Source organism: Permianibacter fluminis (assembly GCF_013179735.1).
In the GTDB taxonomy this organism is placed as follows: domain Bacteria; phylum Pseudomonadota; class Gammaproteobacteria; order Enterobacterales; family Permianibacteraceae; genus Permianibacter; species Permianibacter fluminis.
Map to the genome: position 1 here is coordinate 2,044,367 of NZ_JABMEG010000001.1, position 26,146 is coordinate 2,070,512.

General features: G+C 59.9%; 28 protein-coding genes. 12 read left to right on the top strand and 16 right to left on the bottom strand.

What is annotated here, in order from left to right; all coding sequences use genetic code 11:
- The first annotated feature begins 147 nt into the window (after positions 1–147).
- Positions 148–1,488, top strand: coding sequence for a choice-of-anchor H family protein (locus tag HPT27_RS08825; RefSeq protein ID WP_172241894.1), 1,341 nt, complete (start codon positions 148–150; stop codon positions 1,486–1,488).
- 79 nt (positions 1,489–1,567) lie between these two features.
- On the opposite strand, the gene HPT27_RS08830 is transcribed toward HPT27_RS08825, so the two are convergent.
- From HPT27_RS08830 to HPT27_RS08855, 6 genes are all read right to left on the bottom strand, one after another.
- On the bottom strand, positions 1,568–2,050 hold the full coding sequence (locus HPT27_RS08830) for a PH domain-containing protein (protein ID WP_172241897.1): 483 nt from the start codon (positions 2,048–2,050) through the stop codon (positions 1,568–1,570).
- Positions 2,051–2,252: 202 nt separating this feature from the next.
- A complete protein-coding gene (locus tag HPT27_RS19460; RefSeq protein WP_328820589.1) occupies positions 2,253–2,648 on the bottom strand; it encodes a YchJ family protein in 396 nt (131 codons plus the stop codon).
- 215 nt (positions 2,649–2,863) lie between these two features.
- Positions 2,864–3,475, bottom strand: coding sequence for an outer membrane beta-barrel protein (locus HPT27_RS08840; protein WP_172241903.1), 612 nt, complete (start codon positions 3,473–3,475; stop codon positions 2,864–2,866).
- 193 nt (positions 3,476–3,668) lie between these two features.
- On the bottom strand, positions 3,669–5,864 hold the full coding sequence (locus HPT27_RS08845) for a TonB-dependent receptor (RefSeq protein ID WP_172241906.1): 2,196 nt from the start codon (positions 5,862–5,864) through the stop codon (positions 3,669–3,671).
- 62 nt (positions 5,865–5,926) lie between these two features.
- The gene (locus HPT27_RS08850; protein ID WP_172241909.1) at positions 5,927–7,222 is read right to left on the bottom strand and encodes a hypothetical protein; all 1,296 of its coding nucleotides are present in this window, start codon (positions 7,220–7,222) and stop codon (positions 5,927–5,929) included.
- Positions 7,223–7,293: 71 nt separating this feature from the next.
- The gene (locus HPT27_RS08855) at positions 7,294–7,731 is read right to left on the bottom strand and encodes a rhodanese-like domain-containing protein (protein ID WP_172241912.1); all 438 of its coding nucleotides are present in this window, start codon (positions 7,729–7,731) and stop codon (positions 7,294–7,296) included.
- A gap of 167 nt (positions 7,732–7,898) precedes the next feature.
- On the opposite strand from HPT27_RS08855, the gene ftrA reads away from it, so the two are divergent.
- The 5 genes from ftrA to HPT27_RS08880 all read left to right on the top strand — a co-directional run bounded on the left by ftrA (position 7,899) and on the right by HPT27_RS08880 (position 11,410).
- Positions 7,899–8,972: a transcriptional regulator FtrA gene (ftrA, locus tag HPT27_RS08860; protein WP_172241915.1), complete on the top strand. Its 1,074-nt coding sequence runs from the start codon at positions 7,899–7,901 to the stop codon at positions 8,970–8,972.
- A gap of 199 nt (positions 8,973–9,171) precedes the next feature.
- The gene (locus tag HPT27_RS08865; RefSeq protein ID WP_172241918.1) at positions 9,172–9,732 is read left to right on the top strand and encodes an isochorismatase family protein; all 561 of its coding nucleotides are present in this window, start codon (positions 9,172–9,174) and stop codon (positions 9,730–9,732) included.
- A 53-nt stretch (positions 9,733–9,785) separates the two neighbouring features.
- Positions 9,786–10,751 carry a GlxA family transcriptional regulator gene (locus HPT27_RS08870; RefSeq protein ID WP_172241921.1) on the top strand — a complete coding sequence of 322 codons (966 nt, stop codon included), beginning with the start codon at positions 9,786–9,788 and terminating at the stop codon, positions 10,749–10,751.
- Between the two features lie 23 nt (positions 10,752–10,774).
- Complete coding sequence (locus tag HPT27_RS08875) at positions 10,775–11,023, top strand: DUF1272 domain-containing protein (RefSeq protein WP_172241924.1); 249 nt, start codon at positions 10,775–10,777, stop codon at positions 11,021–11,023.
- A gap of 24 nt (positions 11,024–11,047) precedes the next feature.
- On the top strand, positions 11,048–11,410 hold the full coding sequence (locus HPT27_RS08880; protein WP_211197908.1) for a DUF3088 family protein: 363 nt from the start codon (positions 11,048–11,050) through the stop codon (positions 11,408–11,410).
- 40 nt (positions 11,411–11,450) lie between these two features.
- Here HPT27_RS08880 and HPT27_RS08885 read toward each other — a convergent pair whose 3' ends face one another.
- Both HPT27_RS08885 and HPT27_RS08890 read right to left on the bottom strand, forming a co-directional pair.
- Positions 11,451–11,813 carry a hypothetical protein gene (locus tag HPT27_RS08885; protein ID WP_172241927.1) on the bottom strand — a complete coding sequence of 121 codons (363 nt, stop codon included), beginning with the start codon at positions 11,811–11,813 and terminating at the stop codon, positions 11,451–11,453.
- A 160-nt stretch (positions 11,814–11,973) separates the two neighbouring features.
- On the bottom strand, positions 11,974–12,732 hold the full coding sequence (locus HPT27_RS08890) for an SDR family NAD(P)-dependent oxidoreductase (protein ID WP_172241930.1): 759 nt from the start codon (positions 12,730–12,732) through the stop codon (positions 11,974–11,976).
- Between the two features lie 147 nt (positions 12,733–12,879).
- Here HPT27_RS08890 and HPT27_RS08895 point away from each other — a divergent pair, with 147 nt between their 5' ends.
- Complete coding sequence (locus HPT27_RS08895) at positions 12,880–13,794, top strand: LysR family transcriptional regulator (RefSeq protein ID WP_172241933.1); 915 nt, start codon at positions 12,880–12,882, stop codon at positions 13,792–13,794.
- A 157-nt stretch (positions 13,795–13,951) separates the two neighbouring features.
- Here the strand turns inward: HPT27_RS08895 and HPT27_RS08900 are convergent, their stop codons facing one another.
- From HPT27_RS08900 to HPT27_RS08910, 3 genes are all read right to left on the bottom strand, one after another.
- Positions 13,952–14,350: a hypothetical protein gene (locus HPT27_RS08900; RefSeq protein WP_172241936.1), complete on the bottom strand. Its 399-nt coding sequence runs from the start codon at positions 14,348–14,350 to the stop codon at positions 13,952–13,954.
- A gap of 322 nt (positions 14,351–14,672) precedes the next feature.
- Positions 14,673–15,143, bottom strand: coding sequence for a hypothetical protein (locus tag HPT27_RS08905; RefSeq protein WP_172241939.1), 471 nt, complete (start codon positions 15,141–15,143; stop codon positions 14,673–14,675).
- Positions 15,140–15,457 (bottom strand): hypothetical protein, encoded by a 318-nt coding sequence (locus HPT27_RS08910; RefSeq protein WP_172241942.1) that lies wholly within the window; start codon positions 15,455–15,457, stop codon positions 15,140–15,142. The genes HPT27_RS08905 and HPT27_RS08910 overlap by 4 nt, the downstream gene beginning before the upstream one ends.
- A gap of 249 nt (positions 15,458–15,706) precedes the next feature.
- Here HPT27_RS08910 and HPT27_RS08915 point away from each other — a divergent pair, with 249 nt between their 5' ends.
- Both HPT27_RS08915 and HPT27_RS08920 read left to right on the top strand, forming a co-directional pair.
- Positions 15,707–16,573 carry a TIGR02285 family protein gene (locus tag HPT27_RS08915; RefSeq protein ID WP_172241945.1) on the top strand — a complete coding sequence of 289 codons (867 nt, stop codon included), beginning with the start codon at positions 15,707–15,709 and terminating at the stop codon, positions 16,571–16,573.
- Between the two features lie 248 nt (positions 16,574–16,821).
- Positions 16,822–18,306, top strand: a complete 1,485-nt coding sequence (locus HPT27_RS08920; protein WP_172241948.1) for an outer membrane protein assembly factor BamB family protein — start codon at positions 16,822–16,824, stop codon at positions 18,304–18,306.
- A 75-nt stretch (positions 18,307–18,381) separates the two neighbouring features.
- On the opposite strand, the gene HPT27_RS08925 is transcribed toward HPT27_RS08920, so the two are convergent.
- Positions 18,382–18,807, bottom strand: coding sequence for a low affinity iron permease family protein (locus tag HPT27_RS08925; protein ID WP_172241951.1), 426 nt, complete (start codon positions 18,805–18,807; stop codon positions 18,382–18,384).
- A 560-nt stretch (positions 18,808–19,367) separates the two neighbouring features.
- Between HPT27_RS08925 and HPT27_RS08930 the strand changes: the two genes are divergently transcribed.
- Entirely contained in the window at positions 19,368–20,312 is a 945-nt protein-coding gene (locus HPT27_RS08930; protein WP_211197909.1) for a lipase family protein, read from the top strand.
- An 11-nt stretch (positions 20,313–20,323) separates the two neighbouring features.
- Positions 20,324–21,670 carry a DUF4785 domain-containing protein gene (locus HPT27_RS08935; RefSeq protein ID WP_172241954.1) on the top strand — a complete coding sequence of 449 codons (1,347 nt, stop codon included), beginning with the start codon at positions 20,324–20,326 and terminating at the stop codon, positions 21,668–21,670.
- A gap of 231 nt (positions 21,671–21,901) precedes the next feature.
- Here HPT27_RS08935 and HPT27_RS08940 read toward each other — a convergent pair whose 3' ends face one another.
- Positions 21,902–22,267, bottom strand: a complete 366-nt coding sequence (locus HPT27_RS08940) for a YbaN family protein (protein WP_172241957.1) — start codon at positions 22,265–22,267, stop codon at positions 21,902–21,904.
- A gap of 24 nt (positions 22,268–22,291) precedes the next feature.
- Entirely contained in the window at positions 22,292–23,176 is an 885-nt protein-coding gene (locus HPT27_RS08945) for a PD40 domain-containing protein (RefSeq protein ID WP_172241960.1), read from the bottom strand.
- 333 nt (positions 23,177–23,509) lie between these two features.
- Between HPT27_RS08945 and HPT27_RS08950 the strand changes: the two genes are divergently transcribed.
- On the top strand, positions 23,510–24,328 hold the full coding sequence (locus tag HPT27_RS08950; protein ID WP_211197910.1) for a M90 family metallopeptidase: 819 nt from the start codon (positions 23,510–23,512) through the stop codon (positions 24,326–24,328).
- Positions 24,329–24,396: 68 nt separating this feature from the next.
- On the opposite strand, the gene HPT27_RS08955 is transcribed toward HPT27_RS08950, so the two are convergent.
- A complete protein-coding gene (locus HPT27_RS08955; protein ID WP_172241963.1) occupies positions 24,397–25,011 on the bottom strand; it encodes a trimeric intracellular cation channel family protein in 615 nt (204 codons plus the stop codon).
- 200 nt (positions 25,012–25,211) lie between these two features.
- Complete coding sequence (locus tag HPT27_RS08960; RefSeq protein ID WP_172241966.1) at positions 25,212–26,135, bottom strand: alpha/beta fold hydrolase; 924 nt, start codon at positions 26,133–26,135, stop codon at positions 25,212–25,214.
- Positions 26,136–26,146: the final 11 nt, after the last annotated feature.

The following is a 26,146-nucleotide window of genomic DNA, read 5'->3' on the forward strand; positions in this document are numbered from 1 at the left end:
TTGCCCGCCCAGTTTAGGGGGCTGGGTCGGGAGCGTCCACCGTTCAGGATCGATTCAGTGCCCGGCGTGCCAAATGAGCGCCAACATCATGCATGGGGCGGCGTTAGCGGCCCCTGCAATTGAGTCGAACGACCAGGGAGTGAAACCATGTTACGCAGCGCCGTTGCCCTTGCTCTAGTACTGGCCATGCCAGCCGCTTGGGCCGCCAGCGAAACGCCGGCGACTTCAGCCAGTTCGTCTGGCAATTATGTTGCGAGCAAATCTGCGGCATCGACAACCGCTGGCAGTGCGGCTGCGGTGGCCAACAAAGCGCCAGATACGGGCAGTTCCTCGCCGCAGTCGCATTATCAGTCTGGCCGCAGCGCCGACAGCCAAAATGAAACCGAGCCCGACAATGGCTCGGTAGGGCAGAAAGCCGGCAACGCGGCGACCACACCGGTGCACTACCGTGATGAACGTGTGCTGGCAGCCAGCGGCCAGAAGACCACGCAGAAAGAAGCCGCCCGTCCGGATACCGTCACCTTGCGCAGCAGCAGCTACGGCTTCCGGCTTTGGGATGCTGGCCGCGACCTGATCAGCGATGTCGATGCCGACGGCTATTTCCGCCGCTTCGAAATCCGCTTTGATGCCGATGTCAGCAGCGGTGATGCCAAGGTCTACGCCAAACTGTATCTGCGCCGGGTCGGCGACACCGGTCCTTGGGAGCATTACTACACCACCGATGATTTCTGGATCTACGGCAACAGCGACAGCGATGACTACTACGTCGACACCACGCTGAATGACGGTTATCCGACCGGTGACTACGATGTCCTGATCGATTTGTACGAGGTCGGTTATAGCGGCATCGTCGCGACCATCGGTCCGTTTGAGGACGCGTCGCTGCGGGATTTGCGACTGGAAGATGCCGGGCTCGACATTCCGTTGCCGAATGCGGGTTATCACATCAATGATGTCGATACCACGCTGCTGATCGACAGCGATCACGACGGCTACTACTCCAAGTTCAGCATCAGTTTTGATCCGGACCGCGATTTTGGCGCCAGCATGGCCTATGCGGTGTTGCGGGTGCGTGCCGATGATGGCAACTGGCAGACCGAACATACCTCGGAAGTATTCCAGGTCGATGAAAGCGGTGATGCCGATCGCTTCAGCTTCACTGGCGACTGGCTGAGTGGGTACATCACCTCACGCTACGATGTGCAAATCGATCTGTACGATGCCGCGAGCAATCTGCTGGTGGCGACCGTCTCCAGCGAACGGCCGGAATTGTCACGGGTGCCGCTGGAAGATGCCGGTCGCGATACGGTGGCCAACGGCGGCAGCAATGGCGGTGGCGGCAGCAGCCACTCCAGTGAAAGCGGTGGTGGTGGCTCGATGAGTTGGTTGTTGCTGGGCGTGGTGGCCGGGCTGATTTTCGCCCGCTGGCGCAGCCAACGTGATCGGCTGCTGCAAAAGGCTCGTAACAAGCCAAGCCAGCCGCTGTAAGGCGGTTTCAGATGCAGGCCATGAGGGCGCGCATCGGCAAGTTGGCGCGACTGCATACCATTGCAGTCGCGCTTTTTTTTTAGCCGGCTTTTGCCGGTTGCTGGCTTTGGTCGGTGGCTTCGTTGAAGTGCTGGCGAAAAACCAGCGGCGCGGCAATGCCGCTGACCGGCGCCATCGGGCCGCCGCCGGCGGAAACGATGATGTCGCCGAAATTCAGCATCCGGCCGAGCAAGTTTTGCTCCACCTGCAAGCTCTCGACTTTGACCAGATTGATTTCGATGGTGTCGCGGCGGACAAAGCCGCGTTTGACGATGATGCGCTTGTTGGTAATGGCAAGCTCGGTTGAGCGTTGCCGCACGTAGGCGACCAGCGCCACCAGCGCCGACGCGGCCAGCAACACCAGTGGCAGCACCGGGATCGGATGCAGCAGCTGCAAGCTCAGCGCACTGGCCAGCAACATTGCCGATAGCGCCAGCGGCCCGAGCAAGGTCCACCACGAGACTTGGCCGGTGTGCAAAATCCGCTCGCCGCTGATCAGCACTTTCTTGACATAGGAATCCATCGAGACTGTCTCCCCTTGCATCACAGGTTTAGGCAAATTGCGCGCGGCCTACCTTACCGGGTCGACTCCGGCTTGCCTAGAAGCCATTGCCAAAATGGCGGCGTTCTGCGCTCAGGCTGTGGGCCGTTGGCCGTGCCTGGCGTTCCGCTCGCTTTTGAACGGGCGACTCCGGTGCGTCTGGTCACGCGCTGGTTGATTGGCGTTAGTCGTGAATATCGCCATCACGGTAATACCAACGGCCCTGCTCACGGACAAAGCGGCTGGTTTCGTGCAGGCGATAGGCTCGCCCGCCGATCTTGAACCGGGCGCAGTATTCGACCACGCCGGTATCATCGGGATTCGTGTACTGCCGGTTGATGGTCAAGTCGAGCCATTTGCGTGGCGGCTCGTCCTGCAAATCCAGCGCGGCAGGTCGGCTGCTGGCATGCCAGCTCGCCAGCAGGTAATCATCTAAGCCGAGCACGTAGGCACTGTAACGCGAACGCATCAGCGCTTCCGGTGTTGGCGCGATCTGGCCGGCGTGATAGCGCCCGCAGCAGTCGGCATAGCGACGCTCAGGTGAGCACGGGCAGGCAGGCGCAGCAGCGGTTTTTGCCACGTTGAGAAACGTCAGGGATGGGTGTGAGCCGCCATTATGCCGCAAGCCGGTGTGGTGCTGCGGCAAACGTGATGGCGAGAGACCGAGATCCGAGCTGCGACGAGAGTGCTAACGGCTCAGCCTTGTGAGCAAAAAACTACGGCCCCGCAAGCGGGGCCGTAGCTTCCTGAACGATGTTGCGTCAGGACTCAGGACTCAGGATTCAGAACACGGGTTTAGAACGTGAAGCGAGCAAACACCGAGGTGGCATCGGCATCGTCCGCCGAGGTGAAGCTCAAACCAAGACCGAAATTCGAGCTGACATGGTACATGCCGCCGAAATTGAGATCGGTTTCGGAGTCATCGTCGCCATCGACGTAGATCGCGTTGGCAAACAGCTCGACCGATTCGCTGGCCAGACCGCGCACGCCGACCGACAGCAGATTGGCATCGGCATCGCCATCAAACTCGTTGAAGCCGTCAACATCAACGGTGACATCAACCGTTGACTTGGCCAAGCTGGCAACAAAGTCGACCTTGTCGTTGATGGCGGTGTGAAAACCAAAACCGATGGTGCGGCTGTCGGTATCAACATCGACATCGGCACCCAGGAAGTTGTCGTTGCCGCTGGCCTTGCCGGCTTCGAGTGTCACGAAAAACATGTCGCCCAATTCAAATGAGCCGCCAAGATTGAAGCCGTCGATATCAATGGACGCGCCTTCAGCATCGATTTCCGTTTCGGTGTAGCTGCCCTGCACATAGTTGTAGGACAGATCACTGGCCTGCGCCGCACCAACGCCAGCAGCGGCGAACACAGCGAGGGACAGCAGCGATTTCTTCATCATCATGAACAACTCCGTCTGTAGGTGAACAGTTGCCTGTTCGAATGCGGACCGGCATTCGGTCCGGACGGAGGCCAGAGTAGAGTCGGTTGGCTGAACCGGAAATGAACTGTGCGAGTGGCGTTGTTCAGGGAAAATTCAGCTGAATTTTGCCAGCAAAATTCACGCGGACTGCAGTTTGGTGATGAAGGAAGTTGTGTCAAATATCCCAATAAAATGACAACTGAATGCTGCGACCTTCCTGCGGCAGCAAGGAATTGTAAAAGCTGGCGCTGCCTTGCCAGACGTCATTGTTGTCGCGACTGCCGGGACTGAATCCGGCAGCAGCTTCGCGCACGCCGGGCTGGGCATAGTCCTTGTCGAACAGGTTGAGTACGGTTACCGACAGGCTTAGCGAGGGATCGATGATGCCGCGCCAGAGCAGCGTCATGTCACAGACGGTGTAGCTGTCAAGATGCTCGGCCGGATTGCTCGCAACCGTGTCGCGGCTGCCGATATGTCGACCGCGCAGCGTCAGTGCGGTTTGCTGTGCGGGTGTCCAGGTCAAACCAAACTGCAGCTTGTTGTCGGCGGTATCGCCAACCGGAATCGATTGTTCACTGCCGGCCGCAATCTCGTTGGCATCGATATACGAGTAATAACCCCAGAGCTGGGTTTGCCAGAACGATTCGGCGGCCAGCTTCCAGCGCCAACCGAGATCCCAGCCGTCGATTTCTCGCTCGCCTTCATTGCGGGCGCCACCGCTGAACGTCACGATGTCGTTACGGGTGCGCAGCTGCCAGCGCGATAGCCACAGGCTGTAGTTTGGTCCGGCATAGGCAATCTGGGTTTCCAGCGTTTTTCCGGTTTCCGGATCGAGCTGCGGATCACTGCCGCTGCCGCGCCAGCCGCCATACAGTTCGCGTGGTGCTGGTTCGTTGAACGATTCGCCATACAGCACTTTGCCGGTCCAGCGGCCATTGCTCAGCACATAGCCACCGCGCAGCGACGTAGCGCTGTCGTATTCGCTGTGACCATCGTGGCGCAGACCGATGGTCACGATGTGCTGATCGGAGGCGGCAAATACGCCTTCGGTGCTGTAACGCAATTGTCCGTATAGCGACCATTCGCGGGTTTCGATATGGTTGTTCGGAATGCTGTCATTGCTGGCGTGATCGGGGAAAGGGTAGTCGGCCAAATCGAGCAGCGTTTCCGGATCAACGGACGGACCGTAATTGGTTCGATAGGCTTTCTGCAGATTCTTGCGGGCGTATTTGCCACCGGCCACCAGCGACCAGTGTTCGCTCAGCGTGGTCTGGCCGTCGTGCAGCAGGGCCAGGCTGTCGTTTTCCGAACCCCAATAGGAGAAATCCACCACCCGGCGCGTCACGCCAAACTCATCGGTGACGTTGTAGCCTTCGAGAAAATAGGAATTGTCGGCGACGCCACTTTCCCGATAACGCAGGATCGTGTTTCCTTGCCAGGATTCGCCCTGATGCTGCTGGCGCAACGACAGGATCAGATCGGGCTCGCGCCAGACCGCGTGATTTTGCGCCGCGTCGGCGGCATACACGCTGCCAAAGCCGGATTCGAGCACGAAATATTGCGCACTCAGTTCAGTGTCGTGCCAGCCGAGCCTGACATCGATGCCGCTGTGCTCGTGTGGCGAGTCGTGACGGCCGCCGTAATCCGGATCATCGACAAACGCGCCCCACAGCTGACGATCGGAGTAGTAGCGGTCATTCAGCCATTCATAACCGTCGGCCTGATCGGGGTCGCGCTCGCCGCGATCGAGCCGGCCGGCGATGCTCATGCGCCAGTCATCCCGCTGCTGCAGGTAATGGAAGTCGAGTTCTTCGGCGTTGAAGCTGCCGCGGCGCAACTGGCCGGTGAAATGCGTGCCATTTTCGCCGAGCTGTTGTCGGGTGATGACGTTGATGACACCGACAAAGGCGTTGGCGCCATACACCACCGCGGCCGGGCCGTAGACCACTTCGACCCGGTCAATTTCGTTCATCGGCAGCGCACTGATGATCTCCGCCTGATTGAAGTAAAGATGATTCAGGGGCAAGCCATCGAGCATCAGCAAGTAGGGCACGGAGATGCTTTTGCGGATGCCGCGCCACTGGTTCTGGAACCAGGTGTCACCGTAAGGGCGGGACACATCCATGCCCGGCAGATCGTCGAAAATTTCGGACAGTTCGCGATAGCCGCGCAAGCGCAAATCGTTTTGCGTCAACACGATGACGGTGGCCGGCGCGTCAATCAGCCGCTCGGCTTTGCGTGATGCCGAGGTCACCACCACCCTGGCCAGTTCATCCAGCGACAGGGAAAACAGCTCCGTTGTCTCGGCCGCATGGGCCGTTGCCATCCATGGCGCAGCAATCAACAGGCATGCTGGCCAGACTCGCCGCATGGCGTCACTCCACGGTTCAGCGCTTGCTGAAAAGTGTAGTCAGCATTTTTCGGGCCGGTGGCTCAGGTCAGAAAAACCGGGGCAAAGCCGCCACCGGGTGTGCGCATATTGGTGGTCTGTCCCTGATACAAACGTGCTGCTACCAACAGGCTGCGGCCGGCGTAGCGGTAGATACGGATATCGGTTTTCAGTGCGATGGCCGCACCATCCTCGCTGATCATCCGTTCGCTGGGCGGGGCAAAGGTCTGGGCAACGTAATGGCCGGCAATGATGTCGGCCCAGGTGCCTTTGGTCAGCTTGTCGCCACGATAACTGGCCTTGCTGCCAAAGCCTTGCGCCGGTTTGAAGAACCATTGCTTGCGCTCGCGCCACAACGACTCGGCGTTGGCCGCCGTCACCGCCAGCGTTTTCGGGATGCTGTTGAGCAGGGTGGTTTGCACGGCGGCGGGTACGCCCCATTGCTGTAATTGGGTGGCGTCACTGAGCTGGATCAGGTTGCGCTTGTCGGCGTACAACGCATAGTTGTGCGGATTCGGCGTCAACACCACCGCGCCGTCCTGATACGCCTGCCGCAGCGCCTGATGAGCCGGGGCGGTGAGCAGGAAATCGGTCAGCCGGCTGTAGACCAGATCGATGCTTTGATCGGCAAGTTGTGAACTGTCGTTCTGATACGTCAGTCGGCCATCCTGATACTGCAGTGCACCGGCATCGGCGATCACGGCATCAATGCCGTGGCGTTGAAACAGCTCTTTTGCCAGCTGAAATTCCGGATACAGAAATTGCTGTTCGGGTTGGTCATCGACGATGGCGATGCGCCGCAATGGTTGCTGGCCGCGCTGACGCGACCATTCTTCCCGGAACATCGCCAGCACACTGGTTTCAAAATCGTTGGCCAGCGGTGGCCACAGCACCGCCGCCATTTCCGCGCAGCAGGCCTGCTGGGCCCGGCGCAGCGCCGCGTTCAAAAATGCGCCGCCGGCGTTGGTGTTGATCTCAATCAGCTTGGGTTTGTCGCCATCGCGGTGAAAGTCGTATCCCATGAAAGCGCCGGCCGGGCCTGCATCGGTTTGCGCCACAGCCGGCGCATTCGCCAGTACCGATTGCTGATACGCCGAGCTGGCAACAACACTTTCAACGGCTTCAATCAGTTGCTGCATCGCCCGGAATTCGCTGGTCGGCAAAAACAGCGCGACGTTGGCGAACAAACCGGGATAGTGGTGCGCCAGCGCATCGGCCATCGGTGCGCCGAGTTGATCGCCAAGCGCGCTGGCGAGGCTGGCCCGATCCAGCGACACGCAGGCGCAGCCGTTGTTGAACAGTTCCGCAACGCTTTCGGAAAGATCGGTGGTTTCGCTCATGGATAAAACACCTCGGCCAAATGATGGCCGCAGTGTATCAGCGCCCTGAGTGCGGCGTGTCGGCAGCGCTTTCAGCTCTCTTGATCCGCGCTCGCTGTTTCCAGCGTGAAACCCTCATCCAGCCAGCCGGTTACGCCGCCAATCATTTCCTTGACCGGTCGACCGAGCTGGGCCAGCCGCAAGGCGCCGCGACTGGAACCGTTGCAGTGCGGGCCGGCGCAATAGACCACGAACAAGCTGTCCGGTGGAAAGTCCTGCAAACGCGACGCAATCAATTTGCCGTGCGGAATATTGACGGCACCCGGCAGATGGCCGCGGCTGAACATTTCCGGCGAGCGGACATCGACCAGAACAAAATCCTTGTTGCCGGTGCTGATGCTGTCGTGCACATCCCAGCAATCGGTTTCCAGCGCCAGACGGCGCTGCACGTGCTGGATGACGTCCTCTGGGGTTGCGGCCGTGATCTGGCTGACGGCACTTTTGCGGGTGAAGCTCGGGGCGGTGCTCATGGGGTTCTCCTGCTGGGCTGCGTGTGGATCTGACGCCGGTGGCGCCGGGCTGTTGTGCCGATCTGGGGCGCTGACGGTCGTCATTGTCTGGCGGTCAGCCGAACTCCGGCAGTGGCGCAAAAGACAGGATGTGGTAGATTTTCGCCAATCGAGTGGCGGAGGTTTTCATGGCGCGGGCATCCAGAGCGGAGGCGGGCGGATCGGCATCAGCATCAACGGAATCGGCAGCTACCGGCTCGTCGCCCGGACTGGTGGCGGTACTCGTCTATGACGGCTTGTGCGCCTTCGAATACGGCATTGCGGTCGAGGCCTTTGGCCTGCCGCGGCCGGAATTCGACTTTCCCTGGTATGAGTTCGCGCTGGTCGCGGTCGAGCCCGGTCCGATCCGGATGCTGGGCGGCATGACCGCCACGGTCAGCGCCGGGCTGGCCACGCTGGCTGCGGCGCGCACCATTGTCGTGCCCGGCTGGCGCCACCATCAGGCGCCGGTGCCGCCCGCGCTACTCGACGCGGTACGGCAGGCGGCGGCCAATGGCGCCCGCTTTCTGACCATTTGCTCCGGCGCGTTTGTGCTGGCCGAGGCCGGTCTGCTCGATGGCAAACGGGCGACCACCCACTGGCGCTATCGCGACGCTTTTCGCGCCCGCTTTCCGCGCGTTCAGCTTGAGCCCGACGTGCTCTATGTCGATGAGGGGCAAGTCATCACTTCGGCCGGCAGTGCGGCCGGCATTGATGCCTGCCTGCACCTGATCCGGCGCGATTACGGCAGCAAAGTGGCCAATCAGGTCGCCCGCCGGATGGTGGTGCCGCCACATCGGGAAGGCGGTCAGGCCCAGTTTGTCGAGGCTCCGCTGCCGGCTCACCCCGGCCGCGGGATCGGCGAGGCCATGGATTGGGCGCGGGCCCGGCTGACCGAAACCATCACGGTGCCGGCGCTCGCCAAGCAAGCGGCCATGAGCGAACGGACATTCTTGCGCCGGTTCCAGCAGGCTGCCGGCATGGCGCCGAAAGACTGGCTGATCCGCGAGCGCCTGTACCGCTCGCAGGCCCTACTGGAGTCGTCGTCGCTGTCGCTGGCGCAAATCGCCGAGGCCTGCGGTATCGCGTCGCTGGAAACCTACCGGGCCGCGTTCCGGCGGGTGTTCGGGCTGACGCCGGCGCGCTACCGCGAGCGCTTTCGGCGGCCGGCTGCCGGCGACGTGGCGGGCAAGACCGGCCTCGCCACTCTCGTTCGTGATTAAGCGGGGCCGGCGGCCGTGCTTCAGGAAACATGCTCCCGGAAACACTCACCCAAGAGCCACTCTCCCGGGAAGTCCGCCTCCAGTCGCCGCAGCATAATGGCCGGATTTGTCCGCCTCTGGGCCGCCCGGGACCTGATACGGAACAGCGCGGCGGCGTACGCTGCTCACCGTCCATTCACCACGACGGGAGCAAGCCAGCATGAAATCACGGAAAAAATCGGCCGTTTTACTGATCGACGTCCAGCAATCGTTTGAGCACAAGCCTTATTGGCGGCAGGATGACCTGCCGGCATTCCAGGACCGCTTGCTGGCACTGCTCGCAGGTGCCAAGGCCCGAAATGTCCCGGTCGTGCGTATACTGCATGTCGACCCGGACGGCGCATTCAGCCTCGCCTCAGGCTGGGTCAAGCCGATGGCGTTTCTGCCCGCGGACAGTGCGGTCGAATTCGTCAAAAGCGCCCATAACAGCTTTACCACCACCGGTTTGCAACGCTGGCTGGTCGAGCAGGACATCAACCACCTGATCATCACCGGCATCCGCACCGAGCAATGCTGTGAAACGACCACCCGCGTGGCTGCCGATTTGGGCTATGCCGTGGATTACGTCACCGAAGCGACGCTGACGTTTCCGATGCAACACCCGGTCAGCGGTCGGGTGTACTCCACGGCTGAGATCAAAGAAAAAACCGAACTGGTGCTGCACAACCGGTTCGCCAAGATCGTCACGGTGGAAGAATGTCTGCGTGGGTTGGATGATTAATCCACCGACAAACTGACGCTGTAATGAAGTAACCGCAAGCGGATCTCCAACCCATGCGCGACATGTATTTCATCCTGCTGCCAAACCTGTTGCTGCTCGACATGGCCGGGCCGTGGCAGGTGTTTCGCACCGTCAACAAGATGGTGGGGCCGCGCTTTCGTTTGCACATGATTGGCGTCAGCCCGCAGCTGGAAGTCGGCGAGGGCGTCACCCTCGCCGACATCGAACCGCTCCCGGAGCAGTTGCCGGATGATGCAGTCGTGGTGATCCCCGGCCTGCACATTTCCGGTAGCAAAATTGATCCCTTGCAGACCGATGCCTGCAAGGCGGCCTGTCATTGGTTGCAGCACAGTCTGAAACCCCAGCACACGCTGGTCGCGGTTTGTGCCGGCGCGCTGGTCGCGGCGCACGCGGGCCTGTTGGCCGGCAAACACTGCACGACGCATCATGATCTGTGCGCGCGTTTGGCCCAAACAGAACCGGCAGCGCGCATCGCCGATGATCGGATCTTTGTTCAGGATGGCAATGTCTACACCAGCGCCGGTGTCACCTCCGGTCTGGATCTGGCGTTGTATCTGGTCGGTGAATGGTGCGATCAAACCACGGCGATAGCCGTGGCGCGTGATCTGGTGGTGTACTTGCGCCGCAGCGGCGACGACCCGCAGCTCAGTCCGTGGCTGTCGTGGCGCAATCACATGCAGGCGAAGATCCATCGCGTTCAGGATCTCATTTGCCGGCAACCGGAAAAACGCTGGTCACTCGACGAACTCGCAGATGCCGTGCATCTGTCCGTGCGCCACCTGACCCGGGTTTTCCGCGATACCACCGGCATCAGTCTGCACGACTATCAGCAGCGCATCCGGCTTGATCATGCCAAACGCCTGCTCAGTGATACCGGTCATTCGGTTGAACGCATCGCCGAATTGACCGGCTATGGCAGTGCCCGCAGTTTGCGCCGCGCCTGGCGCAGCGAGCATCAGGATTCGCCCACTGCGCAGCGCCGCGTCGCTCGGCAATAACCGTATCAACGAAGGAGACTCTCATGCTGCAAATGCGCCCGAACTGTGAATGCTGCAACAAAGATCTGCCACCCGATGCCACCGATGCGCGCATCTGCTCATTTGAATGCACGTTTTGCGCAAACTGTGTCGACACCGTATTGCACGGCAAATGCCCGAACTGCGGCGGAAATTTCGGCATACGGCCGAGCCGCGCCGAACGCTTGCTGAGCAAATATCCGGCCTCGACTGAACGCATTTACAAGCCGGATGGCTGCAAGCCACTGAATTAATCGCCATCATTGGAGATCAATGCCATGACGCTGGAACGCGATACCTTGTTTCTGCTGGCGCCGGATTTTGCCGATGCCAAATTGGGCGCACAGTCTTTCTATTGCGTTCACTGTGCCGCCATTGAAGGCATTCTGCATTACTACCCCGACTTGGCGAGAACGCTCGCGGTAGTGCGCGTTGCCTTTCCGCGCCCGCGGCCGGCCATCGTTGCGCTGCTCGGTGAGGCCCAGCAGAGTTGCCCGGTGCTGGTGGTTGCGCGCCCTCATTCGGCTGGTCGCCATTTGCTCAAACAGAGCGAGGCGACCGGTGCGTACTTCGTCAGTGGAGTCGAGTCGATTGCCGCGTATCTTTCCGCTGCATACGGCATTGCCGAGATTCATCCCTGATCCGCTTCGTCGCGACGTCAGCGCCAATGCTGAACGCGGCTTATTTCGGCGTCACGCAGCCAACGTACTGCTGGCTGTATTCCCCGAGTTCTTCGCTATCGCGAATTTCCTCCGGGGTTAGCGTGGCCACCGTTGCCAGACAACGGGAGTGCTGATCGTGGACGTGTTGCAGGCAGGCGTCGGCCGTTGTCTTGATGATGGCCAGAAAGGGTTTGTCCTTGCAGAGATCTTCGGCATAGAAGTGCACGCCGTCCAGAAACACCTGTTTCGGCAACGGCCGGCTCGCCAACTCGTCGAGTTTGTACGGGGCGAATGGATGGGCCGCGCTGGGTTGCTGATTCAGTGCGTAGATCAGATAACCAATTGCAGCGGCCAGTGCCAGAAAGACCAGACGTTTCAACATTCACATTTGCTTCAAAAAACCGGAACGCCGCCATTCTAGGCGCCGCCCTCCGCGAGCGAAAGCGGCGTCCGGCAATATCAAACGACAAAATCGGTTTATCGTGCTGCGGCGTGTAGCCGGTGCATCCCGGCGATAAACCGGCCACGCCAATCGCTACAAGTCACAGAAACATGCCACCCGAGGCTTCAATGCGCTGGGCGTTGATCCAGCGGTTGTCGTCTGCCAGCAGTGACGCAATAACGCCACCGATATCATCCGGCACGCCGACCCGGCCGAGCGCGGTTTGCGCAGCCAGAAAGGCATTGACCTCGGCATTGTCGCGCACCATGCCGCCGCCAAAATCGGTTTCTATGGCACCGGGCGCTATCGTGTTGACGGCGATGCCGCGGCTGCCGAGTTCTTTCGCTTGATAGCGGGTCAGCACTTCGATGCCGCCTTTCATGGCGGCGTAAGCGGCGTAGCCCGGCACAGCAAAACGCGCCAATCCGCTGGAAATATTGATGATGCGGCCACCGTCAGCCAGCAGCGGCAGCAATGCTTGGGTCAGAAAAAATGGACCTTTCAGGTGCACGTTCATCAGCTGATCAAATTGCGCTTCGCTGGTGTCGGCAAACGCGGCATGGACACCGATGCCGGCATTGTTGACCAGATAATCAAAGCGCTCGCGCTGCCAATGCGTTTTCAGCGCGGCTTTTACTGCTACAGCAAAGGCAGGAAAGCCGCCGACCTGCGCGACATCCAGCGGCACCGCAACGGCGCGTCGGCCGAGCTGCTCGATCTCGGCGACGACGGCGGCGGCCTCGGCCTGTTGGCTGCGGTAGGTCAGGATGACATCAACGCCACGCTGGGCGAGCTTGATGGCGCTGTTGCGGCCGAGACCGCGGCTGCCGCCGGTTATCAGTGCAATTTTCGGGTTCATGCGGGGGTCCTCACGGTGGGGTATCAGCGGGGTCAGCAGCAGGCGGGCTGAACCGTGAGCGCAGTCTATTGTGGTGTTTGTTGCCGATAAATTGCCGGAAAGCGATTAGACTGTTCGCAATATCTGAACAATTGCCTGAGGGCAGCCATGAACCAGACCGATGCCATGCGGATTTTCCTGCGGGTGGCGGAGTTGGCCAGTTTCACCCAGGCCGCCGACAGCATGGGCCTGCCCAAGGCCAGCATTTCGGCGGCGGTGCAGCAGCTGGAAACCGAGTTCGGCACCCGCTTGCTGCACCGGACCACCCGCAAAGTGCAGATGACCCAGGATGGCCTGACGTTTTATGAGCGCTGCAAGGATCTGCTGGCCGATATCGACGAGCTGCAAACGCTGTTTCAGGCCGGCGAGGCCGGGCTTGCCGGTCGCATCAGGGTCGATATGTCGAGCGGTATCGCCAAGAACGTGATCGTGCCGAAACTGGCGGAATTTCTACGCGCGCACCCGCGCATCGAAATCGAACTCAGCAGCACTGATCGCCGGGTCGATGTCGTGCGCGAAGGCTTTGATTGCGTGATCCGGGTCGGCAATGTGCTCGATAGCAGTTTGATCGCGCGGCCCATTGGGCAATACGCCCTGCTCAATTGCGTCAGCCCCAGCTATGTCGCCCAGCATGGTCTGCCGCAGACACTGGCCGATCTGGCGCAGCACCAACTTGTGCATTACGTGCCAACGCTCGGCGGCAAATCCACCGGCTTTGAATATGTCGACGACCACAACGAGCCGCAGGCGGTTGCCATGTCCGGCGCAATCACCGTCAACAATTCTGATGCCTATCTCGCCGCCTGTCTGGCCGGTCTTGGCATCATTCAAGTGCCGGATGCCGCGGTGCGGGCCGCGTTGGCGACCGGCGAATTGCTGGAAGTGCTACCGCAATACCGCGCCGCGCCGATGCCGATTTCCCTGTTGTACGCCAACCGTCGCCATCTGCCCAAAAGGGTCAAAGCATTTATGGATTGGGTGACGGCGACGCTGCAGGCGTATTTGGTGAGGGATTCGAGTTGAACCTGTCAGTTCGTTGTTCAGCTTGAGTTGGCGACGCCGTGCGCCACCCAATCAGGTAGGGCGCAATGTATTGCGCCCTACGTTTACTGTGCGCAAGTGCGCAGCGTCGGGGGGGGCGGCTGGTTAGACGCCAATGCTGTTATGTTTTCTGCTCTTTTTATTTATCTGCGTTGAAGCTAGTGTCCACCAGTTTATTGGCTTCCAGTTCGTAAGCCGCACTCCAAAACCACGTTCCCCCACCACACAAATCAAATAGAAACTTAGTCGGGGGTCTGTCTTTGAGCTCTAATACGCCGGAGCGTTTGCCAACGGCGAAGATGTAGTTTTTTCCACGAGACCTAAAGCCAATGAACTGACGTTGGTAGTCGGAGTAATCCAAATCCATCTCCGGCCTGAGCGATCGCGCTTGCTTGGTGATTGTGGTCGAGAGCAACTGATCAACGCGTTCCACCTGCTGCCGGGTTGGATACCATACGTGTGAGATGGCAAATGGATACTTCCAGTGTTCGCCCTGAAAGTGGCCATTGCACCGATGTTCTACGTCTTCGGCCGTCACGCTGCTGGGAACGAAAATGTTTGCACCCAGATTCTGTGGAGGGCTGCCTTCGGGAAGGCTAGCGCACCCGACGAGAAGCAGAATCAGCCAGGCAGTTGTGAGAGATCGCATAGGCGTCCAACTTGTGATTAGGAGGCATGCCTCCAAACTGGTTTTTTAAATGGTCGGGAATTTGACCGCTTTTGTACTTGGCTTCAAGGGCTTGTTGTGCATTAACGTGGCGCTGCGCTGGCTATATATCCTGAAACGGCTATCAGCCAGGCACAGCCCGCTAAAACGTCAGGTTTGTTTGCTTGGTGGGTCTTTTCCCGATAGCGCGATATCACTCTTCCTTTCGAAAGCTGAGCTTCAGCAAATACCCGCTGCAAGCCAGCACCAGCAAGGCCGCCAAAAAGTGCAGCAAGCCGCCAAGCCGTTCGGCGGCATTGAGCCAGCCGAACCGGCCGAGCATCCAGCCCCAATCATGAATGCCGCCACCGACCAGCGGCAGTACCTGCGCTTTCGCGTCGGCCATGTAGTGCGCGATGTTTAGCAGGTTTTCGCCGGCCCAGAACACACAGATGCCGGTTTCAAACGGTTTTTGCTGGCGCCGGAAATACCAGGCCGTGCCGACCGGAAACGCGAGCTGGCCGAGCGTGCCGCCGAGAAATTGCAGCCAGTTGCCGAACGGACTCAGGATCACGTGGCCAGCCTCGTGAAACAGCAGGTTGGCGCCGTCGATGAAATGATACTGGTAGGCAAAACTCAACCAGAGTGCGTAAGGCACCAGCAGGATCGCGACAAGCTTCTTCATAGGCTTTCACCGGCTTGCCACCAGTGGTGCAGGATGGCGTGACTGAACAGACCAATCGTGACCGCATCGATGACCAGTTCCAGCACCAGCGCAATCACCGGTGTCAGCGCGCCAGCCAGTTGCTGTTTCTGTTCATACCGCGCCGCCAGGCGCATGGCCAGCCACCACAGCAATTGCAGCGCAATACCGAGGCCGATGTTGAAACCGACAGCGCCGCCAGCACTCGGCACCACCAGGGTGAACAAGCCGATGCCGGCGGTCAGCAGCACGCCGCGGACGGTGCCGAGCGCCGGCTGCAGTGAAGTGGGGGTCATGGAGGTTGGTTGCCGTTTGCTGGTGGCCATGTAGCTGGGTGAGCAATGCTGGACTAGCAATAAACAGGCGGTCATCGTGCCGGTGTCTGTGCATGGATGGCAAGGGCGGAGGTGAACCGGCAGCGCGCGGGGTCTGATTAGCCAAGCCATTGCAAGCCAGCTTATGGTCAGCCAGCGTATGGCCAATGACAGTGCCGGATTTGAACTAGTATCGAAGGCAGATATCGGTGAGCGAAAGGTGGCGACGGAATGGCCGGAAAATACCTTCCTGCCTTGCTGTTGGCGTGCTGCGCTGCCACGGCGCAGGCCAAGGAAAAACTGACCTGGCTACTGATGGACTGGCCACCGTTTTTCCTGATGCAAGGCGATCAGATGGTCGGCGGCGTGACTGGCGATCAGATGAAGATGCTGTTTGCCCGCTTGCCGGAGTACGAGCACGTTACCCAGCGGGTGTCGGTCATCCGGCTGGAAACCGAGCTGATGTCAAACCGTCCGGTCTGCTCCATGCCCTTGCAACGCACCGCCAAACGCGAACCGTTCATGCTGTTCTCGGTGCCAATGGATATCGGACTCAGCACCCGGCTCATCGTCAGGCAGGATAGCGTCAGCCAATTTGGCGAGGTCCCGGCGCTGGATTTGGCCACCGTCGCGTCGATGCCGAATCTGCATGGTCTTGTGCATCGTTCTCGCAGCTACGGTCCGCTGCTTGATCAATTGTTTGCTACGCCCAGCGCAGTGCCCAATCTGCAATTTCTGGCGCTGGATTCCGACAACATCCTGAGGATGCTGGATTCCGGCCGCATCGATTACACCATCGAATATCCGCTGGTGGTGCGGTACTGGGAATCGCAACAACCGTCGACGCGAACACCGTTTGCCTCGTACAAACTGGTCGGCAATGCCGAGTTTTCCATCGGCGTCATCGCCTGCGCCAAAACCGAATTCGGCGCCCAGGCCATCGCCCGCATAAACGCTGCACTAAAAGAGCTGTTTCGCGAGCCCGACTATCAGCACTCGCTGTACCAAAAGCTGAGCGAAGCCGAGCTCAAGGATTTTCAGCATTACTGGCAGAAATACATACTCGAACAATCACCGCTGCTGCCAAGCACGCCCTGACACCGAGTCTCGCACGGCGTTTCATGCGGTCCTGATCGCGACGCCAGTTTTGTCCCAGAGCCTGATTGCGACGCCGTTCCGCTGGCGGTAACCCGCCACTGCCTCCGGCAACCTGCCGTTACAAATTTGCCCGCCGTTTTCCCGTCAGAACCCCTGCCGATGTGAATATGCCGCAGGATCTTGCCGGGCCTTGCGCTCTACTGCGCTCAGACCGCCGGTCGGGTCTGTGCGGTGGCAAGGAGAGTTTCATGCGCATGTTCATCATCATGCTGGCCGGTTTGGCGGCGCTGTGGGGGCCGGCAACGTCGGTGGCGGTCGAGCCGCAGCCGGGCGAGGTTCTGATCGGGAAATGGTTCGGTGAAGTTGGCTTTGATTACGACCGCGTGCCTATCGGTTTTGAATTCCGCCGCAATGCCGATCAGGAGTTGCGGGTGTATCTGTACCAGCCGGTGATGAATTTCTACGGTCTGGATCTTGGCCGGGTCGAGCAGGACGGCGCCAGCTTTCGCAATGCCGACAGCCTGTTGAGCGTGACGCCTTCCGCAGACCAGCAACGTTTGTCCGGTAGTTATTTCAGCCTGAACGCACCGCTGCATTTGCAGCGGGTTGATCAGCTACCGGCCGAGTCGCCATTGCCGGTGATCCCCGGCGCACCGGCGCCGCGCTGGCAGACCGTGCTCGGTGGCGCCATTTATGCGCCGGTGGCCGTTGCAGACGGCACGCTCTATGTCGGTTCCAGTACCGGCAATTTCAGCGCGCTCGATGCCAAGACCGGCGCGTTCAAATGGACCCTCGCGGCCGGCCGGCCGATCCATGGTGCGGCCTTGCTGACCGCTGCGCAGTTATATTTTGTCTGCGACAACGGCTTTTTGTTTGCGCTCGATCGTGGCAGCGGCAAACCGCTGTGGCGTTACGATTTGGCGGACAGCCAAAGCACGCGCATGTTGCCGCATCCGGTGATCAGTAACAGCGGCGAGTTTGACTTTGATCTCAATGCGCCCACACCGGTGCTGCGCGATGGCGTGCTGTATGTTGGTGCGGGCGATGGCGGTGTGCATGCCGTCGACGCGGTCACAGGCAAGCGGCTCTGGCGCTTTGCTGGCTCCGGCAGCATGCGCAGCGATGCGCTGGTGACAGATGACAACGTCTTCATTGCCAGCATGGATGGCCATGTCTATGCCCTGCAACGCAAAACCGGCAACGAGCGCTGGCAGAAAAATACCTTCGCGGCCATCAGCAATCCACCCGCGCTGATCGATGGCAAATTGATACTCGGCAATCGCAGCGGTCTGCTGGCGGCGCTGAATCCGGCGGATGGCAGCGTGATCTGGAAGATGACGCTATGGGGTTCGGCGGTGGAATCCGGTGCGGTGGCAGGAGCGGGCAGCACGTTTTATATCGGCTCTTCCGATCTGCGTCGGCTGAGCTGGATCGATGCCCGCGATCAGAAAGTGCTATGGCGCACGGATGTGTACGGCTGCGCCTGGGCGCGGCCGGCGCTCAGCGAACAGCGCATTGTGGTCAGCGCCATTGGGGTCAATCCGTATGAGATTCGCCACCTCGGCAGTCTCAGCATGCTCGACCGCGCCAGCGGCAAAATGCTTTGGCGGTGGCCGGCACCGGAAGCACCGGGCAGTTTTGTCAGCGGCTTTGCTGCCACGCCGGTGATTGCCGACAAAACGGTTTATGTCGGTGGCCTGAACGGCACGATGTACGCGTTTCCACTCGATTGAAACTTGCGGTGCCGTGAGTACGGTGTGCAGTCGGCGAGCTTGGTGCTGACTCGCTAGTCGCGCTCCAGCCGCCCGCTAGCCGCCATCGGCACTCGGCTCCGGCGTTTCGGTATCGGCCTCACCGGCGCTGAGTGCGGCGCGAGCTTGCTCGGCCATCAGCTGGTAGCGTTGGCGAAAACGGTCGAGCTCATGTTCTTCCAGCTCTTCCAGATCCAGCAGCGCGTTGTGGGCGCCTTTGGTCGCGCGAATCAGCTCATCGAGCTTGACCTGAATGGCTTCGGTATCGCGGTTCTGGGTGTTCTGAATCAGGAACACCATCAGAAACGTGATGATGGTGGTGGCGGTGTTGATCACCAGTTGCCAGGTATCACTGAAACCAAAAAGAGGGCCGCTGATCAGCCACGCGGCGATGGTTAATACCGCGAGGTTGAAGGCCAGCGGTCGCCCGCTGAGCCGGGCCGTGCTCTTGGCGAAGCGGGAAAACCAGCGTTGTTTTCTCATGGTGAATTCCGGGACAAGGGTGAACATCACCGACGGACTGTCGGTCGACAGACTGGCTTCAGTTAAGCACAAGCCGGTCGTTAGTCCGACGAGGCAGAAGTGAAGGCGCGCTCGATGCGATTAGCTCATCCCGTGCGGCCGTGGCGTTGCGCCCGGGACAAGATTCCAGACGTTGTATGGGCAAGCCATTCGACGCAAATCCATGCTGCTGCGCAGCAAAATCAGCGAACGAATTCATGCTGCAGTGAAGCAAAATCAAGGTACATAAGTGCTAAAAGCGAAGCGCTTGCACACTTTTTGGGGTCTGCTAAAGATCTGATCGGTCGTCGGAGCACCGAGCACCGATCAGTTGCGCAGGCAGCGGTCGGAATCGGTCAGCGGAGGAACCGGCGACTGCCTTGAGCCTGAGAAAAAGACGGGGATGACGCGTTAGCCGCGCAACATCACCCGCCGACGAGCCCAGTTTTCCGTCTGCCATTTCCGGTGCCAACGCGCACCGACGTGGAGTTGTTGTCCAGCGCCAAGGCCCTTTTCGCTCATTTCACCGAGGAGGGCTTTTCATGCGTCGTTTCATTTCATCCTGTCGTTACATTTCAGCCGGTGGTGCTGCTTTTTGTCGTCGCGCATCGCACGCTTTTTTGTCGCCATTGCTGGCGTTGACCGCGTTGCTGTTGACCAGCCTGCTGTTAGCCGGACAGGCGTCCGCAGCGGTGACCGGTGTTGCGTTTGTCCATGGCACCGGTGATCACCGCAGTGATGCCTGGGATTACTGGGGCGGTGATTTCATCGACTCGGTGCGGCAGGGTTTGCCGGATCAAAGCAAGTACGTGGTGGTCAATTGCGACTTCAATCAGTACATGTGGAGTTCAGCCGCCGCTGGTTGTCTGGCTGGCCAGCTGACCACGTTCATCAACAACAAAGCGATCACCGATCTGGTCATCATCACCCATTCGAACGGTGGCAACGTCGTGCGCTGGATTCTGTCGAATCCGACCTCGGACAGCCGCTACCCGAACATCATCAGCAAGATCCGCTGGGTCAACGCACTGGCACCATCGAGTCTCGGCACGCCGCTCGCGGATGCGGTGATGAATGGCAATGTGTTCGAGTCGTCCGTGGGCTGGTTGCTGGGGTTCAAAACCGATGCCGTGCGCCAACAGCAAGTGTCGTGGATGGCGAATTACAACGCCAACAATCTGTTCGGCACCGCCGGCCGGCCAGCCCTGCCGAAAGGTTTCTGGACGGTGGTCGGCAGCGATGTTGATTCGGCAATTTGGGATGGTGACAGCTATTGCGGAGGCTATTCCGCCAACGTCGGTCTGGAGATCACCCAGGCCTGGCTGAACAGTTGTTCCGATGGTTTTCTCAACTGCTCGTCGCAAAGTGGCGCCGGCTCACTCTGGTTCAAGGACATCACCCGGACCAACGGTGCTGAACCGCTGAGCCATAACCAGAGCCGCAAGAAATGCTTTGGTCTTGACGTCATCCTGCGTAACGATCTGTGAGGGGCCACACCATGAACAATTTGAACAAGCGATCGGTGCGCACCGCCATTATCGGCGCGGTCATTGGCTTGACCGGCGCGTTGCCGGTAGTCGCGGCAGAAACGCTGAAACTGCTGCCGGCTGTTGCGGGTGATCAAATCCCCGGCGATTTGCGACCGGCGATCAGTGCGCCGTGGCAGAACGACAACCGCGAGCCGGTGTCGGTCAGCTATGCGCTCGACATGGATTCCGCGCTGAGCCTCAATCCGAAACCGGAAGCGGTCGAAAGCAAGGAATACTGGCGCAAGATCAGTGGCGCCGAGCTAAATCGCGGTATCGATTTGCCGACCACCGCGCCGGGCGCCTTGTTGCGTATCAGCGGATTTGGTAACGGCAATCAGGCCAGCAAAAGCGTGCTGCTGGTCGACGGTGAAGCACTGAGTTTGCGCAGTCCGCAGGGCCGCGAGCAATCGCTGGCGAGCGCAGCTCAATCGCTGTATCAGGCCGCAAAAGATCAACCGAGCAATTTGCCGTTCGCGCGTGGCAGTGTGGCAGCCAAACTGGATGCCGACATGGGCGCCGGTGTGTTCACGTTGACAGCGAAACAGCCGATGCCAGCCGATGCGGAATTTGTCGTGCAGGTATTCGAGCCCGACAGCCCGTACCGTTTGCAAGCCAAACACGCCAATTACAACGTACTCGCCGGCGGCAGTTTGAATGCGGAAGGCGTTTTGTTGCATGAGCAATCGGCGTCACAAGCGGCGAAGGCGTTGCCGGTCCAGGCGATCTCCGCCGTGCTGCTGGCGCCGGATGGTCGGCGCTTGCCGTTGACCGTTGCCCGTGGCACGGGCAACCGTTGGCAGATCGCGCAGTTGCTCGATGCGCCCACGGCCGATGTCCCGGGCCTGTGGGAAGTCGAGTGGCAGCTGAAAACCACCGACAACGGTCTGACGGTCGAGCGACAGCTGCGCAGCGCGTTCGCCTTTGCCGCACCGAGTGCCCGGCTTGGCAAGCAACTGCAGCTGAGTAAAACCGCCAGCAACGTCACGCTGCAGATACCGCTGACCGTTGCCAGTGAAGGCCGCTACGAAGTGCGCGCCGTGGTCAGCGGCAAAGACGGTACCGGCGTTGTCCGGCCGGTGTTGTTTGCCAGCAGCGCCAATTGGCTGCAAGCCGGTGAACGCAAACTGAGCCTGACGCTCGACAAATCGGTGCTCACTGAAGCCGGCGTCAGCGGCACGCTAGCGGTGCAGGACCTGCAATTGATCGATCAATCGCGAATGAGCGTGCTGCAACGTCAGGCGCAAGCCTTGTCATTGCGGCCGGCGCAGTGGCAGGGCAATGCCCGGCTTGCCGACAACGGTCGGGATCGGCGCTGAGTTTTTGCCGTATCGCTGAACTGTTGCGCTGAGTTATTTTGTTTTGATGTGCAGAGTTGTGTGGTGTTGCGGTGTAGTTGTGGAGTGGTTGTGGTGTGGTGAGAAAGCACCTGTACGCGTTGACCCCATCAACGCGCACAGGCTGCTGCTGCATCCTTGTCAGGCAGTGAGTTTTTCTGCCGGTCCGGCGTTGATGAGATGATCGTTCGCGCTCAATTCTGCAAAAGATGTTCAGTTGTCTGGCCGGGTCCAGATCCAGCTGCCGACCACGATGGCGACGAGCGTCGGCAGCCAGGCCCATGCCAGCGGCAAACGCCACCAGCCCACCACCGCACTGATAATCAGCATGATGCCGGCGGCAATTTTGCCGAGCCGCGGGATGGCCTGACGGTCGCGCCAGGCGATGATGTAGGGACCAAAGCGCGGATGATCGAGCAGCCGTTTTTCCCATTTCGGTTCCGCTTTGGCAAAACAGAACGCCGCGACGATGACCCACGGCGTAGTGGGCAACAACGGCAGTACGATGCCAGCCACCGCCAACAGCAAGGCCAACACGCCAGCCGCCATCAACAAGTATTTTTTTGCACGCGTCAGCATGAGTGGGATTTGAGCCGTTAAACGCTATTTTGATTGTTGGTACAGAATCGAGAAAATATCCAGATGGCCGATGCTTTCCTGCTCGCGATAGCTGGAATAAAACAATTGGCCTGGATATGCCGGCGACGTGCTGGGGCCTAATGTCCAGCCGGCCGGGCTGTTGACGCTTTCCGGCAGCGGTTCGGTGTGATAGCCGCCATCACTGGCGGTTGCCAACCAGAGTGCACCGCCTTCATCCGGATTGTCGGAACGGGTAAACGCCAGCGTCTGGCCATCAGCAAGCACGGCTGCATCGTATTCATGCGCGCTGGTGTTGATGCCAACCAGCGGTGTGGCGGTTTGCCACTGTCCCGCCTCCGGGCAACTTTGCCAGAGATCCATGCCGCCAGCGCCGCCATGGCCATCGCTGGCAAATAGCAGACAACCCGTGCTCAGCGGTGTTGGCGCCCATTCGTTGCGACTGCTGTTGATGGCAGATCCCAGCGGCATTGGCTGTCCCCAGCCCTGTTCGGTAAGCGGCACGAACCAGATGTCATCACCACTGTAGCCGCCTTCGCGATTGGAAAAGAAATACAAGCCTTTGCCATCGGAACTGAAAGCAGGATCAAAATCGTTGGCGTTACTGTTGAACGGCACCGGTGCCGGCAGGGACCAGCCATCACCTTGGCGCTGGCGCTCCAGCAAATCCCAGCCACTTTCCCGGCCATCGATAATGCCCCACACCTCGTGTCGGCCATCGGGCGAAATGGCAAGGCGCACTTCAGTGGCCGTGGTCGAGACTGTGCCGGCGGCGTAAATTTCCCGCTGATGCCACGCCAGCGGGTGTGCCGGCGTCAGCGTGGTGGTCTGCGGCGCACAACCAGCGAGCACCAACAGCGATGCGAGCAATTTGGGTAACATGTGGCGCATGTGAAGCATTCCGTGCTTGGTGAGTGTGGATGAATCAAACGGCGGCCATGCTACTTGGCTGAACAGCCTCGGCCAAGGTGAATCTGACCAAGGCGAGTCTGATCAAGGAGACCCTGACCAAGGCGACTCTGACCAGGGTAACTATGATCAAGGTAGCTATGATCAAGGCGGCTGCCGCTGACAACGGCAGCATCATGTGGCGCCTGTGTCTGTGCTTGTGTGTGTGGCACCAACAAGGCCGGTCGGCAACGTGATGGCCGTCGGCAGGGCTTGAAATTGCCCGACAGCAGACCCACCTTGCTTTCTCTTCCTCACAGCGTTGTGAGTTTTCCGTTGCCCATACTCATCATTGTCGGACTTGGCTTGCTGCTGGCGGCCTGGATGTTCGGCAAGCCCTATCTGAAATACTACCGGCGTCGCCGTATCCGGCAGCAAGCCTTTCCGGAATCGTGGCGGCAGATCCTGAAGCGGCGGGTGCCGTATTTTCGCCGCATGCCGGCCGATCTGCAGCTGCAGCTCAAAAAACACATCCAGGTATTTTTGGCCGAGAAAGTCTTTGTGGGTTGTGATGGCCTGGAAGTGACCGATGAAATGCGGGTCACCATCGCCGCGCAGGCGTGTTTGCTGCTGCTGAATCGCAACACCGACTACTACCCCGGCCTCAGCCAGATTCTGATCTATCCGGATGCGTTTATCGTCAACAAGAAACACACCGATGCCATGGGGCTGGTAACCGAACAGCGGCAGGTGTTGTCGGGCGAGTCCTGGCAGCAGGGTCAGGTGATACTGTCATGGCAAAACACGGTGCAGGGCAGTGAAGTGCCGGACGATGGCCACAACGTGGTGATTCACGAATTTGCCCACCAACTGGATCAGGAAAATGGTCCGGCCAATGGAGCACCGATTCTGGCGCGCCGCGAGCACTACCCGGAATGGTCAGCCGTATTGCGCGCCGAGTTTGAACAGCTGCAGTCAGCGGCACGCATCGGTCTGGAAACCCTGTTCAGCCACTACGGTGCGACCAATCCGGCCGAATTTTTTGCCGTGGTGTCAGAAGTGTTTTTTGAACAGCCACAGGCCATGGCTACTGAGCATCCAGCGCTGTACCAGCAGTTGAGTCGTTTCTATCGGGTGGACCCGCTGACCTGGTGAGTGCAGTCTGAGCGTTTGCGACGGATTGGAAGTGTGGTATCCGTGCAGCGCTGTGTGCCATGCAAAAATCAGCTGCGCTCGCGATGGGTCGAGAGCCAGTGCGGCATTTTCAAACCACGGGCGATGGCGAGTGCGCGGAAGCTGAAGATCAGCAGCACTGCAAAGATGCTGAGGGTCGCGGTATCCAGTTGGCCGCGCAGCAACACATAACAGGTGCAACCGACCAGAATCGGCGTGGCATAAATTTCGGTGGACATCAGCAGATTGGTGCGGCTGGCCAGGACGTCGCGAGCGATACCGCCGCCGATACTGGTCCAGACGCCCATCATCACGGCCAGCCCCGCGCCATGACCTAGCGCCAACACTTTTTCCGTGGCCAGCACGCCGAACAGGGCGGCGCCAAACCCATCGAGATAGAGCAGCAGCTGGCGAGTGCTGTGCAGATGCTGGGCCAGAAAGAAACTCAGCAGTGCTGCACCGCTGGCGACCCAGATCGAATTGAAATCGACAATCCAGAAAATCGGTACATCAAGAATCAGATCCCGCACGGTGCCTCCGCCCAGCGCCGTGACCACGCCAAGCACCACGGCACCAAAAACATCAACGCCCTGACGCCGTATCGCCAACACGCCGGTGATGGCAAATACGGCGGTGCCGAGCATTCCGAGCAGATAAACGAGCATATCCGGGCTGGCCTTTTGATCAGGGGGAGGGGGATGCGGTGACCGTCGCTGCAAGTATTGCAGCAACGGCCAAGTTGCCTTGCCGCAAAAGCCGGCAACTGTCCGCCGTTTCAGTTTCGCCTGTGGTGACGGTTGCAGTCGCAGGCGATTTTATCGGCTGGTCAAGGCCGCGTCAGCCGATTTGGTGGCCGCCGGATCATTCAAGCACAGGCCTCGGTGATCGCGGCGACAACGGCGGCACTGGCCTGCAGTTGCGGGTAATGGCCGACGCCGGCCAACTCGACTACGTCCGGCGCCGGAATCAGTTCGCGATAGCGCGCAACCATGTGGGCGCCGGAAATGGGATCGGCCATGCCGGCGATCAGTCGCACCGGAATGTCGGCCTGGATCAGTGCGCCGACCCAGCGTTCCCGCCAGCGTTTGCGCTCGGCCATGTAAGCAATCAATTTTGCCATGACGCGCAAGCCATCTTGTCGGGTCAGCAATTGCCACATCCCGTTCAGTTCTGCCGCGGACAGCGAGTGCGCGCAAATGCGCTGCATGTTGGCGGCAAAGCGCGGATACCGGGTCAATGCCGCCAGCAGGCCGCCGAGCGGTGAGGCGAGCAGTGTTTGCAGCAGCACGGGACGATGGCTTTCCGGAAACAAGCCGCCATTGAGCAGGAACAGTTGCTGCAGCTGCCAGCGGGCATGGCCTGCCTGTTGTCCCTCCTGTTGCCCTTCTTGGTGTCCCTCTATTTGCCCCTCGAGTTGCCGCGCCAGCAATTCCTGGGCAACGGTGTCGCCATAGTCGTGGGCCAGCACGCGTGCGCGCGTAATGCCAAAATGCGCCAGAACCGCTTCGGCGAGATCGGCTTGGGCGGCGATGCTGTACTGAAAATTGCGCGGCTTGTCGGACAGGCCAAAGCCGATCATGTCAAAACAAATGATCCGGAACCGGTGCTGTAGCCCGGCGGCGACCTGCTGCCAATCCCAGCTGGCGGTCGGGAAGCCATGAATCAGCAGCAGCGCTTCACCAGCACCGGCGCTGCGAACAAAGATCTGCTGATTTTGCCAGCGCATGTAGCTGCCGCTGGCTGACCACTGTTCAATGCTGGTTAAACCGTCAACGCTGGTGAAACTCATCGGCTGCCACC